We start from the raw sequence: 16960 nt of genomic DNA on the forward strand, positions 1-16960 counted from the left end.
CAGGGATTAGGTTTCAGGGCGGACGCCGCCCTCCCCAGAACCTTGAACCTGAACCCAGAACCTAGCCGGGCTCTCCCACGAGCGTGAACGCCGCCCAGTAGGCCGGATGAGCCCAGCGGCGTTCGGCGCGGACGGCGCGCTGGCCCGCCTGAAGGGCCCTCGCGCGGACGCCGGGATCGCTCACCGCATGGCCGTCCAGATCGGCGAAGGCGGCGGTGATCAGGGTCGTCGTCGCGGCGTCCGACACCTCCCAGTGCGACACCAGCACCGACCGCGCCCCCGCATAGAAGAAGGCGCGGGCCAGTCCCGACAGCCCCTCCCCGCCCGGCCGCCCGTCCGAGGCGGCGGTGTTGCAGGCGGACAGGACCACAAACTCGGCGCTCAGCTTCAGCTGGGCGGCCTCGGACGCACTCAGATAGCCGTCATCGGCCTCGGTCGCCTGATCCGGCGGGGTCATGACCAGCCCCGGTTCCGCCGCCGCCGACCCGGCCATCAGACCGTGGGTCGAGAAGACCACGAACCGCGCCCGCGACAGGGCCTCGGCGTCCGCCCGGCGCACCGCCCGCTCCGTGGCCTCGGCCCCGATGCGGACCACCGAGTCCGGATACCGGGCCTTCAGTGTCTCCAGCTCCAGCCGTGAACCGCGCAGATACGGCAGGGCCTTCAGCCGGCTGACGTCGGCCAGCTGGCCGTTCATGACCGTGTCCGCCGCCGCCGCGCCGCGCGTGGGATCCGCCGGCGCCCCCGCCAGCAGCGGCGCGCCGAACGCCGCCAGCCGCAGCGGCTCGACCCTCGGCTCATTGCGGGACGCGGGAGCGAGGCCGGACGGACAGCCCGCGCTGCGCTGAGCCGGGTCGCTGACCAGATAGCAACGCAGCGACCGCAGGCTGGACACCGCCGGCAGGGCCGCCATCGCATAGCGGTCGGCCAGCCAGGGCGTCGCGGCCAGGGCGTCCGGGTCCCTGTCCTGCCCCTGCGGCGGCGCCGTCACCAGCACCGACAGCGGCAGGGTCGACAGAGCCCCGGTGGTCACGGTGATCAGGGTCCGCTTGTCCTTGAACGTCTCTTCCACCGGCAGGACCAGTTCGGAATACAGCCGCCAGCTCTCGGCGCGGTCGAAGGGAATCGGCTGACGCCCCGCGAACAGGGTCGGGTCGATGTCGTCGCCGCGCGGCGCGGCCGTGGCGCTCAGCGACAGCCGCAACTTGTCGACCGTGACCTTCAGCCGGGCCTCGTCCATCGCCTCGGACCGGGTCCAGGCCGCCTTCTCGCGCGTGATCGCCCAGACATAGGTCGCCTCGGGATTGACCAGCACGAGCAGCAGCCCCTCGTCCGGCCGCAACAGTTGCTGGGTCTCGGCGATCGACAGGGCGCGCGGGCTGGTCAGTTCGGAATAGGCGGGGAAGCGGGCCTCGATGTCGGCGTCCAGCGTGGCCAGCCGACCGGTCGCCGCCTCCCACTCGCCCTGCGCCCGGGTGCGGGCCGCCAGATCGGCCGGATCGGTCGAGGCGTAGTGCCGCTCCAGCTCCCGCTCCAGCCGGTCGCGGCGCACGATCAGCGCCTCGCGCTCCTCGGCCAGGCGACCGAGGTCATCGTCGCCCTGGGCGAAGCGCGCGGACACCCGCGCCAAAGCGTCGGCGGCGTCCGAGGCGATGGCCCATTGCGCCGCCTCGAAGGCTTCGGCGCGCAGGGTCTCGGGCGTATCGGCGGCGGGCGGGGCCTGACGCGCGCCCAGCAGGAGGCCGGCGACGGCCAGCATCCCCAGCCAGAAGCGCCCCCCGCCTCGCATCAGTTGCTGAGCACCTGGATGCTGGTTCGCACGTCGCCGCGGTTGGTCAGCGCCACCCGCATCTTGCCGCCCGCCCGCGAGGAGACGGTGCAGACCGGATAGTGGTCGCCGAAGCCGTCGCGGCACAGCGCCGCTCCGCTCTGGTTATGGATAGTCAGGTCGATGTCCGTGTCACCGTCGCCGATGGCCGCCACGCGCAGCACCTCGCCGGCGCGCGCGTCGACGTCGAAGGTCCAGCTCTCGCGGGCCCTCAGTTGCTTGACGGTGAACACCGGCCCGGCGCCGAAGGGCGAGGAGCGGACGCCGCGCGTCATCGGCTCGCGCAGCCGGTCGATGGCGTCGATGATCGGCTGGTTGCCCGCCGACAGGGCCGCGGCCTCGTCCAGCAGACGGGCGGGGGTCAGGAAGGGTTCCGGCCCTTCGCCCTGCCGCACCGGCACTTCGGACAGCAGGCGGGCGGCCATGATCAGGGCGCCGGCGTCCCCCCGCTCGCGGCCCCAGGCGGCCAGTTCGGCGGCGGTCACGGCCTGGGCCACCCCGCGCGCCTCGGGCGTGATAGCGGCCTCGGGATCAGGGGTGAAGGCCGCGACGGCGCCGGCCACGGCCAGCACGGCGGCGACCGACATTCCCTTCAGCACAGGCTTCAGACCGATCATGCGCATATCCCCGGGCGACGACGCCCCGACGTCTCGGGGCCGATCATGCACTGTGCGGGGGCGGGAGAGAACAGGGATACTGACCGAAGCTGACAGGCGCCGGAAACAGACGCCGAAGCCGGGCGCGATCAGCGCGCGTCCAGCACCGCGGCGGTCAGGATGCGGCGGTCATCCCGCGCCTGGACCAGCACGGCCACGGCCTGGTCCGACCCGGCCTGTTCGGGCAGGGCATACAGCACCGGACGACCCGTCCACGGCCCCAGCACGCGGACCGAGCGCACCACATTCACGTGTCGGACCTTCTGTCCGCGATTGTCGCCGCCGCTGATCTCCACGGTCTGCGGGCCCGGCGTATAGACCACCGCCACCACCTCGGCGCCGCCCACGGGCGCGCGGCCGGAGCCGACGCCGACGCGGTCGCCGGTCTCGCGGAATTCGACCTCGGGCGGGAAGACGCGGCGGGCGGCCTCCTCGTCAATGGCGACCTGGATGGCCTCGATGCTGGCCGGCGCCTGCCGGCGGCCGTCGATGACCACCTGCGGCGTCGAGACGTTGCGGATCTGCAGGGCCCGGCGATAGTCGCGCTGGCGCTGGGCGAACTCCGGCCGGGCGAAGGTGTCGGCCCAGCCCAGATAGTCCCAGTAATCAACGGCATAGGTCAGGGCGATGACCCCCGGCTCGGCCGCGACGGTCTCGATCCGGGCGTTGGCCTCCGGACAGCCGGAACAGCCCTGGGCGGTGAACAGCTCCACCACCACAGGCTCGGCGGGCACGGCGCGATGGCGCACGCGCGTCGCCGACGGCTGGGCCGATGAGGCCGCCGTGAGCAACGCGGTCAGGCCGACCGCGATCGAGAATGTCCACCCCCAGGTGCGCATGCGGATATCTTAATCACGCCGTCCGCACACGCGCCGGTCATTTTCGCGTGAGGCCCGCGTCAGATGCGCACCCCGCTCAGGCGGAGGGGCGGGGTCAGACCCGGATGTCGAGCAGGCTGCCCGGGCGGCTGAAGCGCTCGCCCGCCTCGGGTTCGGCGGCCCTCGGGGCGACGGAGCGAACGGGCGTGTCACGCTGGACGGTCGGCGCGATCACAGCGGGCGCCGCGGCGGCGATCGACGGCGAGGCCGCCGCCAGCGCCGCCTGGAAGAAGGCCGAACGCGATCCCGACGCCGGAGACGGTGGCGTCTGCGACGGGAACAGCGGCGACGGAACGGGCGGGCGAATCGCGCTCATTCCAACAGGGTTAATGAAAACACGCGAAAAAGGGTTAACGCCCTGCCCGCAAGGGTTTCAGCGCAGCCTCAGAGAGGGTTCAGCGGCTGGTGGCGGTCGGCAGCGGTCGCGCCGGGGCCTGCATCGCGGCCACCAGACGCTCGATCTCGGCATCTTCCAGCAATGGCCCGGCGAACTTCGCGACCACACGGCCCTGGGCGTCCACGGCAAAGGTCTCCGGCGCGCCGGTGATGCCCAGATCCAGTCCGGCCCGGCCCTCGCGGTCAACCAGTACCATCGAGAACGGATTGCCCAGCTCGTCCAGGAAGGCGCGAGTGGCGGCGGGATCATCCTTGTAGGCGACCCCGACCACGGCGATCCCGCGCGCCTTCAGCTCCAGCAGTTTCGGATGCTCGACCTTGCACGGCGGGCACCAGCTGGCGAAGACATTGACCAGCATCGGCCGCCCGACGCCCGCGGTCTTCAGATCGACATGACCCGGACCGGCTTCCGCGCCGTTCAACATCGGAAGCACGGTTTCCGGCACAGCCTGGCCGACCATGGCGTCCGGCTTCACCGCCGGGTCGCGTTGCAGCGACCAGCCAATGAACAGGACGAACAGCGCCCCGATAACGACCAGCGGGATGACAGCGAACCACCGGCTCATTCTTTTTGCCCTATCGCGCTTTGCGCTGCTTGAGGGCGGCCTTCTTCCAGTCGCTTCAGCTCTGCCTTCCAGCGCCGGGCCGAGACGACGGCGCGCGCCGCCAGCGCCGCCAGCACCACGGCGCTGATCCCCCAGGCGGGCCAGACGTAGGCGGCGTATTTTCCCATATCGAGGTCGAGCATGATCAGGCCTCCAGAGCCCGGCGGGCGCGGATCGCCACCACCCGGCGACGGACGATTTCGGTGCGGATGGCGGTCAGCCAGACGGCGAGGAAGAAGACCAGATAACCCGCCATCATCATCAGAAGAGGGGCCAGCATGCTGCCGGCGATGGACGGTCCCTCGGCCCGGATCAGCGATGCCGGCTGATGCAGGGTGTTCCACCAGTCGACCGAGAACCTGACGATCGGCAGGTTGATCAGCCCGACCAGACCCAGGACGGCGGCCGCGCGGGCGGCCTTCTGCTCGTCATCGATCGAGGCGCGCAGGACCATATAGCCGAGGTAGAACAGGAACAGGACCAGCACCGACACCAGGCGGGCATCGCCCCATTCCCACCAGGTGCCCCACATCGGCTTGCCCCAGATGCTGCCGGTCACCAGCGCCAGAAGCGTGTAGGCCGCTCCCGGCAGGGCCGCGGCGCGGGCGGCGGCGTCGGCCAGCGGATGGCGGAAGATCAGGGCGAAGAAGCTGGAGACGCCCAGCGCCCCATAGATCATCAACCCGACCGAGGCGGCCGGAACGTGGACGAACATGATCCGCACCGTATCGCCCTGCTGGTAATCCTCGGGCGCGGCGAAACTGAACCAGATCCCGGCCAGCAGCAGCACGGCGGCCGCGACCCACAGCACCGGCACGAGCGGGCGGGTGAAGCGGGCGAAGCGGTCTGGATTGGCGAGGCCGAACATAACCGCGTCTTTAATCAGCTATCCGGCGTTACGCTACTTGGGGTTTTCGCCGGACCGGCGGCGCAGGACTTGAAGCTTGGCCGTTCGACGTGCCAGAGCATCCCCACAGACTGAGGACCGACCATGACCGACGACGTGACCAAGGACAGCAACGGCAACATCCTGTCGGATGGCGACAGCGTGACCCTGATCAAGGACCTGAAGGTCAAGGGCTCGGGCGGGGTGACGCTGAAGCGCGGAACGATGGTCAGGAACATCCGCCTGACCGGCGACCCCGACGAGATCGAGGCCAATGTCGAGAAGGTCCGCGGCCTCGTCCTGCGCACCGAGTTCGTCAAGAAGGCCTAACCCTGGGCGTTGCGGATCGCTGCGGCGCCCGCGAAGGGAGTGATCACCCCGGCGAACAGGACGTAGGCGCACAGGAAGGCCAGGGCCGGGCCCGGAGACTGGCCGTTCGCCGCCCGCTCCAGCGCGCCCGCGCCGAAGATCACCGGCGGGATGAACAGCGGCAGGACGACCACCGCGATCAGCATTCCGCCACGCTTCGACCCCAGCGCCAGGGCGGCGCCCAGCGCCCCGGTCAGGGCGAAGCCGAGGCCACCGATCAGGGCCGTGAGCGCGGCCAGCGGCGCAAGGGACACCGGGAGACCAAGGGTGATCGCCGCCACCGGGGCGGTCAGGGCCAGCGGCCATCCGACCGCCAGCCACTGGGCCTTGGCCTTGGCGATCACGGTCAGTTCCAGCGGCGCCGGTCCGAGCGTCAGAAGATCCAGCGTCCCGTCCTCGAAATCGCGCTCAAACAGCCGCTCCAGCGACAGGATCGAGGATACCGCCAGCGCCACCCAGGCGACGCCCCCCGCGATCGGTTTCAGCGCCGTCGGATCACTGCCGGACGCCAGAGGCACGAGCACGGTCAGGCACAGGAAGAACCCGCAGGCCAGCAGCGGCCCGCCCCCGCCCGCCCAGGCCAGCGCCAGCTCACGCCGCCAGAGGATCATCAGCGCCTTCATGCGACGCCTCCGATATCGAGCGTCCGCGCCGGAATCGGCAGGGGGTCATGGACGGCGGCGAGGATGCAGCCGCCCCGGTCCAGATGGGCCTGCATCAGCACGCCCATGGCCGCGCGCCAGCGGGCGTCCAGCGGGCTGAGCGGTTCGTCCAACAGCCAGATCGGGCGTTGCACGGCGATCAGCCGGGCGAAGGCCAGCCGCCGTTTCTGCCCCGCCGACAGCTTGCGCACCTCGAGGTCCAGCAGGGGCTCCAGAGCCAGCACATCCACGGCCGCCGCGATCCCGTCGGCGGTCGCGCCGAGCCACTGGGCCTGAAACGCCAGTTCGTCCCGCGCCCGCCGCGCGCCCTTCAGCCCGTCCAGATGACCCAGCCAGTGCAGGTGTTTCGCCCGCGCCTCGTCGGCCTCGACATCGGCGAAGGCGACGGTTCCCGCGTCCGGACGCAGGAAGCCGGCGAGGGTCCGCAGCAGGCTGGTCTTGCCCGCGCCATTGGCTCCGGTCAGCGCGACAGCTTCACCGGAAGCCACTGAAAACGAAAGATTCCGGAACAGAACCCGCTCGCCGCGCGACACGGTCAGACCTTCGACGGCGATCATCCGCCACGCCCCCAGTTGCGAACGTCTATCAATACCCCTTCTCGCGTCATGGATTCATGGACGGACAAGGGAACCATCGCTATATCCCCGAACGCCGCAGCAGGCGTCCGCCGCGCGCGTCGGGACCCTGTGAGTCCCGCCGTCGATCGCGCGAACGTGCAACCGGATTGTCGGGCGGCGTTGACCAGAGGAAAACTCTCCATGCCGTCGATTGACAGCCTCAAGACCCGCCAGGACCTCTCCGTCGGGCGCAAGAAATACGCCTATTACAGCCTTCCCGCCGCCGAGGAAGCCGGTCTGACCGGGATTTCCCGCCTGCCGCGCTCGATGAAGGTGCTGCTGGAGAACCTGCTGCGCAACGAGGACGGCGTCTCGGTGACCGAGGCCGACCTCAAGGCCGTCGCCGCCTGGATCGAGAACAAGGGCTCGGTCGAGCACGAGATCGCCTTCCGCCCGGCCCGCGTGCTGATGCAGGACTTCACCGGCGTTCCGGCCGTCGTCGACCTGGCCGCCATGCGCGACGCGATGGCCAAGCTCGGCGCCGACGCCTCCAAGATCAACCCGCTGGTTCCCGTCGACCTGGTCATCGACCACTCGGTCATGGTCGACCACTTCGGCACCGCCAAGTCGTTCACCCAGAACGTCGAGCGCGAGTACGAGCGCAACATCGAGCGCTACAACTTCCTGCGCTGGGGTTCGTCGGCCTTCAACAATTTCCGCGTCGTGCCCCCCGGCACCGGCATCTGCCACCAGGTGAACCTGGAGAACCTAGCCCAGACCGTCTGGACGCTGGAAGAAGGCAAGAAGACCGTCGCCTACCCCGACACCGTCGTCGGCACCGACAGCCACACCACCATGATCAACGGCCTGGCCGTTCTGGGCTGGGGCGTCGGCGGCATCGAGGCGGAAGCCGCCATGCTGGGCCAGCCGATCCCGATGCTGATCCCGGAAGTCATCGGCTTCAAGCTGACCGGCAAGCTGCCGGAAGGCGCCACCGCCACCGATCTGGTGCTGACCGTCACCCAGATGCTGCGCAAGAAGGGCGTGGTCGGCAAGTTCGTCGAGTTCTTCGGCGACGCCCTGACCGGCCTGACGCTGGAAGACCAGGCGACCATCGCCAACATGGCCCCGGAATACGGCGCCACCTGCGGCTTCTTCCCCGTTAGCCAAGCCACCATCGACTTCCTGGCCGCCACCGGTCGTGACAAGGCCCGCGTTGCGCTGGTCGAGGCCTACGCCAAGGCGCAGGGCCTGTGGATCGACGAAACCTCGGAAGAGCCGGTCTTCACCGACACGCTCGAACTGGACCTCGCCTCGGTCGTGCCGTCGCTGGCCGGTCCGAAGCGTCCGCAGGACCGCGTCGAACTGACCACCGCCGCCCCCGAGTTCGAAGGCCACCTGACCGGCACCTTCGCCCGTGCCTCGGACGCCCCGCGCGCCGCTGTCGAGGGTGAGAAGTTCACGGTCGGCGACGGCGACGTCGTGATCGCGGCCATCACCTCCTGCACCAACACCTCCAACCCGTCGGTCCTGATCGCCGCCGGTCTGGTGGCGCGCAAGGCGCTGGCGCTGGGCCTTAAGCCCAAGCCCTGGGTCAAGACCTCGCTGGCTCCGGGCTCGCAGGTGGTCACCGACTACCTGACCGACGCCGGCCTGCAGAAGGATCTGGACGCCATCGGCTTCAATCTGGTCGGCTACGGCTGCACCACCTGCATCGGCAACTCGGGTCCGCTGGATCCGGCGATCTCGAAGGCCATCAACGACAACGGCATCGTCGCCACCTCGGTCCTGTCGGGCAACCGCAACTTCGAAGGTCGCGTGAACCCGGACGTCCAGGCCAACTATCTGGCCTCGCCGCCGCTGGTCGTGGCCTACGCCCTGGCCGGTTCGATGCGCATCGACATCACCAAGGACCCGATCGGTCAGGACAAGAAGGGCAAGGACGTCTTTCTGGCCGACATCTGGCCGACCACGCAGGAAGTCGCCGACATCCAGCGCAAGTCGGTCACCCCGGCCATGTTCGCCAAGCGCTACAAGGACGTCTTCAAGGGCGACAAGCACTGGCAGGCGATCAAGGTCTCGGGCGGCCAGACCTATGAGTGGGACGACAGCTCCACCTACGTCGCCAACCCGCCCTACTTCGAGGGCCTGTCCATGGAGCCCAAACCGGTTCAGGACATCGTCGAAGGCCGCGTGCTGGCCATCTTCGGCGACTCGATCACCACCGACCACATCTCGCCGGCCGGTTCGATCAAGAAGACCTCACCCGCCGGTGTCTGGCTGACCAACCACGGCGTCGACGCCCTGGACTTCAACAGCTACGGCGCCCGCCGCGGCCACCACGAAGTCATGATGCGCGGCACCTTCGCCAACATCCGCATCCGCAACAAGATCACCCCGGAGATCGAGGGCGGCGTCACCAAGCACTTCCCGTCGGGCGACGTCATGTCGATCTACGACGCGGCCATGCGCTACCAGTCGGAAGGCCGTCCGCTGGTCGTCTTCGCCGGCAAGGAATACGGCACCGGCTCGTCGCGTGACTGGGCCGCCAAGGGCACCAATCTGCTGGGCGTCCGCGCCGTCATCGCCGAGAGCTTCGAGCGCATCCACCGCTCGAACCTGGTCGGCATGGGCGTCGTGCCGCTGCAGTTCAAGCAGGACGGCTGGCACAAGCTGGGCCTGACCGGCGAGGAAATCGTCACCATCCGCGGCCTGACCGACGCCAACATCGGCAAGCTGAAGCCGCGTCAGGATCTGTGGGTCGAGATGTTCCGCCCGTCGGACGGCAAGATGGCCCGCTTCCCGGTCCGCTGCCGCATCGACAACCAGACCGAGCTGGAATACCTGCGCGCCGGCGGCGTCATGCCCTACGTCCTGCGCAACCTGGCCGGCGGCGAAACCACCGAGGCTCCGGCCGCCGCCGAGTAAGCCAACCCGCCCTCAAGCAGCGAGCGACCGCGTCGCGAGCGTTAGGGCAAAAGAGAAACAGGGCCGGTGGAGCGATCCGCCGGCCTTTTTCATGCGTTCCGCGCGGCGACCGGCTACAAGGCGCCGATGTTGCGCCTTTCCGAAATCAAGCTGCCCCTCAACCATGAGCCCGAGGCCCTGCCCGCCGCCATCGCCGTGCGTCTGGGCGTGCCGCCGCAGGACCTGCTCCGCTGGTCGGTGTGGAAGCGGGCGCATGATGCGCGCAGGAAGTCGGCGATCCTGAAGGTCTACATCCTCGACGTCGAGGTTCGCGACGAGGCGACGGTGCTGGCCCGGTTCAGGGATGACCCGCATGTCCGGCCCTCGCCGGACGTGACCTATCGCCCGGTCGCCGTCGCGCCCAAGGATCTGAAACTGAGGCCCGTGGTCATCGGAGCCGGTCCGTGCGGCCTGTTCGCCGGGCTGATCCTGGCTGAAATGGGCTTCCGGCCGATCATCCTCGACCGCGGCAAGGTCGTGCGCCAGCGCACCAAGGACACCTGGGAGCTGTGGCGCAAGAGCAAGCTGCACCCTGAATCCAACGTCCAGTTCGGCGAAGGCGGCGCGGGCACCTTCTCGGACGGCAAGCTGTACAGCCAGATCAAGGATCCGCGCTTCCTGGCCCGCAAGGTGCTGAACGAGTTCGTCGCCGCCGGCGCGCCCGAGGAAATCCTGACCGAGGCCCATCCGCACATCGGCACCTTCCGGCTGGTGACCATGGTCGAGGCCATGCGCGAGAAGATCGAGGCCCTGGGCGGCGAGTACCGCTTCGAGCATCGGGTCGTCGACATCGAGATGCGGGACGGCGCCCTGAAGGGGCTGCATCTGCACACCGGCGAGGTGCTGGAGGCCGACCATGTGGTTTTCGCCATCGGCCATTCGTCGCGCGACACCTTCCAGACCCTGTACGACCGGGGCGTCCATATCGAGGCCAAGCCCTTCTCCATCGGCTTCCGCATCGAGCATCCGCAGTCGTGGATCGACCGGGCCCTGTTCGGCCCCTGCGCAGGGCACCCCGATCTGGGGGCGGCGGCCTATTCCCTGTCGCACCACTGTTCGAACGGGCGGACGGTCTACAGCTTCTGCATGTGCCCTGGCGGCACGGTGGTGGCGGCGACCAGCGAACCGGGCCGCGTCGTGACCAACGGCATGAGCCAGTATTCGCGCAACGAGCGGAACGCCAACTCCGGCTTCGTGGTCGGCATCTCGCCCGAGGACTATCCCAGCGACCACCCGCTGGCGGGGATCGAACTGCAGCGCGACCTGGAGACCCGCGCCTATCAGGCCGGGGGCGGAGACTATTTCGCCCCGGGCCAGCTGGTCGGCGACTTCCTGGCGGGACGGCCATCGACGGCGCTGGGCGAGGTGGTTCCGAGCTACCGCCCCGGCGTGACCCCGACCGATCTGGCGCCCCTGATGCCGGACTATGTGATCGCCGCCATGCGCGAGGCCCTGCCCGTCTTCGGCCGCAAGATCCCCCGCTATGACGACGCCCAGGCGGTGCTGACCGGTGTCGAGACCCGCACCTCCTCGCCGATCCGCATGACCCGCGGCGCCGACTTCCAGAGCCTGACCGTGCGCGGCCTCTTCCCCGCCGGCGAAGGCGCCGGCTATGCGGGCGGGATCCTCTCGGCCGCCGTCGACGGCATCAAGGTCGCCGAGGCCGTGGCCCGCTCACTGACCGGCCAGCCCTGACCCTTGTCGACGTGAAAAGGGCCGGTGGATCGCTCCACCGGCCCTTCGCCTTTTCCGACTGACGCTCGCCCTTACTCGGCGGCGACGCGATCCGCGTATTCCGGGATCTGGTCGAAGTTCATGTAGCGGTAGACCTCGGCCCGGTCGGCGTCGATGACGCCCATCTCGGCCATGTACTCGGCCACGGTCGGGATGCGGCCCAGCTTGGAGGCCACCGCCGCCAGTTCGGCCGAGGCCAGATAGACGTTCGAGCCCTTGCCCAGACGGTTGGGGAAGTTGCGGGTCGAGGTGGAGACCACGGTCGCGCCTTCCTTCACCTGCGCCTGGTTGCCCATGCACAGCGAGCAGCCCGGCATTTCCATGCGGGCGCCGGCGCCGCCGAGGGTCGAGTAGTGGCCCTCCTTGGTCAACTCAGAGGCGTCCATCTTGGTCGGCGGGGCGACCCACAGACGGGTCGGGATGTCCTTCTTGCCCTTCAGCAGCAGCGAGGCGGCGCGGAAGTGGCCGATGTTGGTCATGCACGAGCCGATGAAGACCTCGTCGATCGGGGTCTCCTGGACGTCCGACAGCAGGCGCGCGTCGTCGGGGTCGTTCGGGGCGCACAGGACCGGCTCGGTCACATCGGCCAGATCGATCTCGATGACGTGGGCGTATTCGGCGTCGGCGTCGGCCTCGAGCAGGTTCGGGGCGGCCAGCCAGGCTTCCATGGCGTCGATCCGGCGCTGCAGGGTGCGGGCATCGGCGTAACCGTCGGCGATCATGTTCTTCATGAGCACGATGTTCGAGGTCATGTATTCGACGATCGGCTCCTTGTTCAGCTTGACGGTGCAACCCGCCGCCGAACGCTCGGCCGAGGCGTCGGTCAGTTCGAACGCCTGTTCCACCTTCAGGTCCGGCAGGCCCTCGATCTCGAGGATGCGGCCCGAGAAGGCGTTGATCTTGCCGGCCTTGGCGACGGTCAGCAGCCCGGCCTTGATGGCGTAGTAAGGGATGGCGTGAACCAGATCGCGCAGGGTGATGCCCGGCTGCAGCTCACCCTTGAAGCGGACCAGGATCGATTCCGGCATATCCAGCGGCATGACGCCGGTGGCGGCGCCGAAGGCCACCAGGCCCGAACCGGCCGGGAAAGAGATGCCGATGGGGAAGCGGGTGTGGCTGTCACCGCCGGTGCCGACAGTGTCGGGCAGCAGCAGGCGGTTCAGCCAGGAGTGGATCACGCCGTCGCCCGGACGCAGGGCCACGCCGCCGCGGTTCGAGATGAACTGCGGCAGTTCGCGGTGCGTCTTGACGTCCACCGGCTTGGGATAGGCAGCGGTGTGGCAGAAGGACTGCATCACCATGTCGGCCGAGAAGCCGAGGCAGGCCAGATCCTTCAGCTCGTCGCGGGTCATCGGACCGGTGGTGTCCTGCGAACCGACCGTGGTCATCTTGGGCTCGCAATAGGTGCCCGGACGGATGCCCTGGCCTTCCGGCAGGCCGCAGGCGCGACCGACCATCTTCTGGGCCAGGGTGAAGCCCTTGCCGCTGTCTTCCGGCGTGACCGGCAGGCGGAACTCGGTGGACGGCGCCAGACCCAGGGCCTCACGGGCGCGGGCGGTCAGCGAACGGCCGATGATCAGGTTGATCCGGCCGCCGGCCTGCACCTCATCCAGCAGCACCTGCGACTTCAGCTCGAAGTCGGCGACCTTGGCTCCGTCTCGCTCGATCTTGCCCGCATAGGGATAGATGTCGATGACATCGCCCATGTTCAGGCCGGTCACATCGACCTCGATCGGCAGGGCGCCGGAGTCTTCCTGGGTGTTGAAGAAGATCGGGGCGATCTTGCCGCCCAGGGTCACGCCGCCGAAGCGCTTGTTCGGCACGAACGGAATGTCCTCGCCGGTGGCCCAGATCACGCTGTTGGTCGCCGACTTGCGCGACGAACCGGTGCCGACCACGTCGCCGACATAGGCGACCAGATGGCCCTTGGCCTTCAGGTCCTCGATGAACTGCATCGGACCGCGCACGCCGTCCTGCTCCGGGGTGATGCCCGGGCGCGCGTTCTTCAGCATGGCCAGATAGTGCAGCGGGATGTCCGGACGCGACCAGGCGTCGGGCGCCGGCGACAGGTCATCGGTGTTGGTCTCGCCGGTCACCTTGAAGACGGTCACGGTGATCTTCTCGGCGACCTTGTCGCGCGAGGTGAACCATTCGGCGTCGGCCCAGGACTGGATCACGGCCTTGGCGTTGGCGTTGCCGCCCTTGGCCTGTTCGGCGACGTCGTGGAAGAAGTCGAACATCAGCAGGGTCTTCTTCAGGCCCTCGGCGGCGACCGCGCCGACCACGGCGTCGGTCAGCAGGTCGATCAGCGGCTTGACGTTATAGCCGCCGACCATGGTGCTCAGCAGTTCGGTGGCGCGCTCCCGCGACAGGGCCGGGACTTCGAAGTCGCCGTGGGCCACGGCCGACAGGAAGGAGGCCTTCACCTTGGCGGCATCGTCCACGCCGGGCGGCACCCGGTAGGTCAGCAGGTCCAGCAGCTCCTGTTCGGACTCACCGGCCGGCGGAGCCTTGATCAGTTCGATCAGGTCCGCGGTCTGTTCCGCCGACAGCGGAAGGGGCGGGATGCCGAGCGCCGCGCGTTCGGCGACGTGGGAGCGATAGGCTTCAAGCATGGGGAGGGCTTCCTTGATCCGGTCGCGATCAGATGGCCCGTCGGCCCGTCAAAACCGCGCGGGGCCTTTCCCACATAAGGCCCGACGCCGCAACCAACGGGGGGCGTTCCGCCCGGCCGATGTGTCGTATGCGGAACAGGTCCCCTGACGTCACCGATGGCCATACGACCAAAATTGACGCAGGCGCGTGCCAGACTTCTGTGCGGCGGTCTCCGCCTTGGGGTCTTTGACAATCAGGGAACCCGCCCGACGGTCAGCCGGGCGGGCTCAACCGATCGCGCGACCGCGCCGTTCGGCCTGCCCGTCGAAAGTGGTCAAACTGGTCAATCTGGTCGATCTGGACTGCGTTTTTCCGGCCGCATCAGCGACCGAAAACCTCGACGCCGATCTCGCCCGACGGCGTCAGCCAGGCGCGCTTCATGCCCTGGCTGTTGAACGGGGCGGTGATGTTGCCCTCGCGGTCCAGCGCGATCAGGCCGCCGTCGCCGCCCATGGCGCCGATCTCGTCGATCACCGCCTGTGCGGCCACGCTCAACGATTGACCCGCCGCCACCCGCCAGGCCGTCTGGGCCGTGGCGGCGACGCGGATGAAATACTCGCCCTGACCGGTGCCGGAGGCGGCGACATTGCCGTCGGCCCAGGTCCCGGCGGCGGGGATGGGGGTGTCGCCGACACGGCCCGGCATCTTGCCGAACACCCCGGCGGTCGAAGTCGCGGCCGCCAGACGGCCCTCGCTGTCCAGCACGCAGCAGCCGACGGTGCCGTGGCTCAGCGTGCCCGGCGGATGGTTGTCCTCGCCCTTGCCCGCGCGGGTGAACCACGCCTCTTCATCGGCGATGGGCTCCAAGCCCTGATCCAGGGCGAACAGGGCCGCGCCCTCGCCCGCCAGCATGACGTGCGGCGTCTTGTCCATGACGGCGCGCGCGGCCACGACCGGGTTGCGGAAGCCCTGCAGGGCCGCCACAGCGCCCGCCCGCTTCGTCGCCCCATCCATGATGCTGGCGTCCAGCTCATAGGCCCCGGCCAGATTGGGCGAGGCCCCGCGTCCGGCGACATACAGGCCCGAGTCCTCCAGCATCACCACCGCGGCCACGGCGACGTCCAGCGCGCTTTCGCCCGCGTCCAGCCGCGCCTTCATGGCCTCGACCACCTCGCGCATGTGCACGACCTCGGCGTCATAGTTGCGCTCGCGCCGGGCGCCCGCGCCTCCGTGCAGGATGAGGGCCGTCATGGGGTGTCTCCTGATCGCCTCTTTTCAACGGGCGTGCCGGTCCTTAGCGTCCGAAGCAGGCGAGCGCCACGGGGGCGAACGCATCTCTCGTTCAAAGGACTCCCCATGCGCGCTGTTCTCTCGAAAGCCCCCGGCGGCCCCGAAACCCTCGTCGTCGAGGAGGTTCTGGACCCCCGCCCGCAGAAGGGCGAGGTGGTGATCGAGGTGAAGGCCATCGGGGTCAACTTCCCCGACACCCTGATCATCGAGGACAAATACCAGTTCAAGCCGCAGCGGCCCTTCTCGCCGGGCGGCGAGGTGGCCGGGGTCATCGAGGCCGTCGGCGAGGGCGTGAAGGGCATCTTCAAGGGCGACCGCGTCATCGCCGTGCCCGGCTGGGGCGGCATGGTCGAGCGTCTGGCCGTGCCCGCGACTTCGGTGATCAAGATTCCCGACGGCATGGATTTCCAGACGGCCGCCTCGCTGGTGATGACCTACGGCACCTCCTACTACGCCCTGAAGGACCGGGCGCAGCTGAAGGCCGGTGAAAGCCTGCTGGTGCTGGGCGCCGCCGGGGGCGTCGGCGTCGCCGCCGTCGAACTGGGCAAGGCCATGGGCGCCCATGTCATCGCCGCCGCCTCGACCAACGACAAGGTGCAGTTCGCGCTTGAGGCCGGGGCCGACAACGGCCTGATCTATCCCTCGGGCAAGATGGACAAGGCGGCCCAGAAGGAGCTGTCGGGCGAGCTGAAGCTGGCCTCGGGCCGCGACGGCCCGGACGTGGTCTATGACGGCGTCGGCGGCGACTATTGCGAGCCGGCCCTGCGCGCCATGGACTGGAACGGCCGCTATCTGGTGGTCGGCTTCCCGGCGGGCATCCCGTCCCTGCCGCTGAACCTGACCCTGCTCAAGTCGGTGTCGGTGATCGGGGTGTTCTGGGGCGCCGCCGTGGCCCGCGACCCGGCCCTGCACGTCGCCAACATGGGCGACCTGTTCAAATTCTGGAGCGAGGGCAAGATCAAACCCCGCATCAGCCGCACCTTCCCTCTGGAACGCGCCCACGAGGCCATTCAGGCGCTCGGCGACCGCTCGGTCATGGGCAAGGTGGTGGTGACCATCGAGGACTGAGCCCCGCTCAGTCCTGATCGCTCTTCAGATGGTCCAGCATCGTCCGGGCCAGCTCCCGGTGCCGCGCCTTGATGTTGGCCCCCATCGTGGCCAGCAGGGCCGCGAACACCGCCGCGTCGTCGGTGAAGCCGATCACGGCGAACAGATCCGGAATGGCGTCTGTCGGCAGGACGAAATAGGCCAGCGCCCCCAGCATGATCCCCTTGGCCGCGGCCGGGGTCTCCGGGTCACGCGCGGCGTACCAGACCGACAGCACCTGATCAGCGAAGGGAATGCGGGCCGCGGTGCGCCTGATCTTGGGCCAGAAGCCGCGCCGCACCCGCGCCTCGTTCACCTGCTGGACGGCGGGCACGAGGGCGTAGGCGGGATCCAGCGCATTTTCGGGGTTGGCTGCCCCGGCGGCAGGTTTGGCATTGATGGTCATGGCGGCTAAATCCCCCGCGACATACTCGGTTCACAACAACAGATA

The 16960-nt window shown here is 69.0% G+C and carries 16 protein-coding genes; 4 read left to right on the forward strand and 12 right to left on the reverse strand.

What is annotated here, in order from left to right:
- Positions 1–61: 61 nt before the first annotated feature.
- The 7 genes from ACFQQC_RS03345 to ACFQQC_RS03375 form a co-directional block, all read right to left on the reverse strand.
- On the reverse strand, positions 62–1789 hold the full coding sequence (locus tag ACFQQC_RS03345; RefSeq protein WP_376859673.1) for a CHAT domain-containing protein: 1728 nt from the start codon (positions 1787–1789) through the stop codon (positions 62–64).
- Positions 1789–2445 (reverse strand): hypothetical protein, encoded by a 657-nt coding sequence (locus tag ACFQQC_RS03350; protein ID WP_376859675.1) that lies wholly within the window; start codon positions 2443–2445, stop codon positions 1789–1791. Before ACFQQC_RS03350 ends, ACFQQC_RS03345 begins: the two co-directional genes overlap by 1 nt.
- A gap of 128 nt (positions 2446–2573) precedes the next feature.
- Complete coding sequence (locus tag ACFQQC_RS03355; protein WP_376859676.1) at positions 2574–3323, reverse strand: DUF1223 domain-containing protein; 750 nt, start codon at positions 3321–3323, stop codon at positions 2574–2576.
- Positions 3324–3417: 94 nt separating this feature from the next.
- The gene (locus ACFQQC_RS03360) at positions 3418–3678 is read right to left on the reverse strand and encodes a hypothetical protein (protein WP_376859678.1); all 261 of its coding nucleotides are present in this window, start codon (positions 3676–3678) and stop codon (positions 3418–3420) included.
- A gap of 79 nt (positions 3679–3757) precedes the next feature.
- The gene (locus tag ACFQQC_RS03365; RefSeq protein ID WP_376859680.1) at positions 3758–4324 is read right to left on the reverse strand and encodes a DsbE family thiol:disulfide interchange protein; all 567 of its coding nucleotides are present in this window, start codon (positions 4322–4324) and stop codon (positions 3758–3760) included.
- Entirely contained in the window at positions 4321–4506 is a 186-nt protein-coding gene (gene ccmD / locus ACFQQC_RS03370; protein WP_376859682.1) for a heme exporter protein CcmD, read from the reverse strand. The genes ACFQQC_RS03365 and ccmD overlap by 4 nt, the downstream gene beginning before the upstream one ends.
- A gap of 2 nt (positions 4507–4508) precedes the next feature.
- Positions 4509–5231: a heme ABC transporter permease gene (locus ACFQQC_RS03375; protein ID WP_376859684.1), complete on the reverse strand. Its 723-nt coding sequence runs from the start codon at positions 5229–5231 to the stop codon at positions 4509–4511.
- 123 nt (positions 5232–5354) lie between these two features.
- Here ACFQQC_RS03375 and ACFQQC_RS03380 point away from each other — a divergent pair, with 123 nt between their 5' ends.
- Positions 5355–5579, forward strand: a complete 225-nt coding sequence (locus ACFQQC_RS03380) for an alkylphosphonate utilization protein (protein WP_376859686.1) — start codon at positions 5355–5357, stop codon at positions 5577–5579.
- Here the strand turns inward: ACFQQC_RS03380 and ccmB are convergent.
- Together ccmB and ccmA are read right to left on the reverse strand one after the other, a co-directional pair.
- Positions 5576–6241 (reverse strand): heme exporter protein CcmB, encoded by a 666-nt coding sequence (gene ccmB / locus ACFQQC_RS03385; RefSeq protein WP_376859688.1) that lies wholly within the window; start codon positions 6239–6241, stop codon positions 5576–5578. The genes ACFQQC_RS03380 and ccmB overlap by 4 nt on opposite strands.
- A complete protein-coding gene (gene ccmA / locus ACFQQC_RS03390) occupies positions 6238–6837 on the reverse strand; it encodes a heme ABC exporter ATP-binding protein CcmA (protein ID WP_376859690.1) in 600 nt (199 codons plus the stop codon). The genes ccmB and ccmA overlap by 4 nt, the downstream gene beginning before the upstream one ends.
- Positions 6838–7038: 201 nt before the next feature.
- On the opposite strand from ccmA, the gene acnA reads away from it, so the two are divergent.
- Positions 7039–9765: an aconitate hydratase AcnA gene (acnA, locus tag ACFQQC_RS03395; RefSeq protein WP_376859692.1), complete on the forward strand. Its 2727-nt coding sequence runs from the start codon at positions 7039–7041 to the stop codon at positions 9763–9765.
- Positions 9766–9891: 126 nt separating this feature from the next.
- Positions 9892–11499 (forward strand): NAD(P)/FAD-dependent oxidoreductase, encoded by a 1608-nt coding sequence (locus ACFQQC_RS03400; RefSeq protein WP_376859693.1) that lies wholly within the window; start codon positions 9892–9894, stop codon positions 11497–11499.
- Positions 11500–11570: 71 nt separating this feature from the next.
- Here the strand turns inward: ACFQQC_RS03400 and acnB are convergent, their stop codons facing one another.
- Together acnB and ACFQQC_RS03410 are read right to left on the reverse strand one after the other, a co-directional pair.
- The gene (acnB, locus tag ACFQQC_RS03405; protein ID WP_376859695.1) at positions 11571–14153 is read right to left on the reverse strand and encodes a bifunctional aconitate hydratase 2/2-methylisocitrate dehydratase; all 2583 of its coding nucleotides are present in this window, start codon (positions 14151–14153) and stop codon (positions 11571–11573) included.
- A 361-nt stretch (positions 14154–14514) separates the two neighbouring features.
- The gene (locus ACFQQC_RS03410) at positions 14515–15384 is read right to left on the reverse strand and encodes an isoaspartyl peptidase/L-asparaginase family protein (protein WP_376859697.1); all 870 of its coding nucleotides are present in this window, start codon (positions 15382–15384) and stop codon (positions 14515–14517) included.
- A gap of 105 nt (positions 15385–15489) precedes the next feature.
- Between ACFQQC_RS03410 and ACFQQC_RS03415 the strand changes: the two genes are divergently transcribed.
- Positions 15490–16491 carry an NADPH:quinone oxidoreductase family protein gene (locus ACFQQC_RS03415; RefSeq protein ID WP_376859699.1) on the forward strand — a complete coding sequence of 334 codons (1002 nt, stop codon included), beginning with the start codon at positions 15490–15492 and terminating at the stop codon, positions 16489–16491.
- A gap of 7 nt (positions 16492–16498) precedes the next feature.
- Here ACFQQC_RS03415 and ACFQQC_RS03420 read toward each other — a convergent pair whose 3' ends face one another.
- Positions 16499–16915, reverse strand: a complete 417-nt coding sequence (locus ACFQQC_RS03420) for a YkvA family protein (RefSeq protein ID WP_376859701.1) — start codon at positions 16913–16915, stop codon at positions 16499–16501.
- Between the last annotated feature and the right edge of the window lie 45 nt (positions 16916–16960).

This window comes from Brevundimonas sp. GCM10030266, assembly GCF_042666595.1.
In the GTDB taxonomy this organism is placed as follows: domain Bacteria; phylum Pseudomonadota; class Alphaproteobacteria; order Caulobacterales; family Caulobacteraceae; genus Brevundimonas.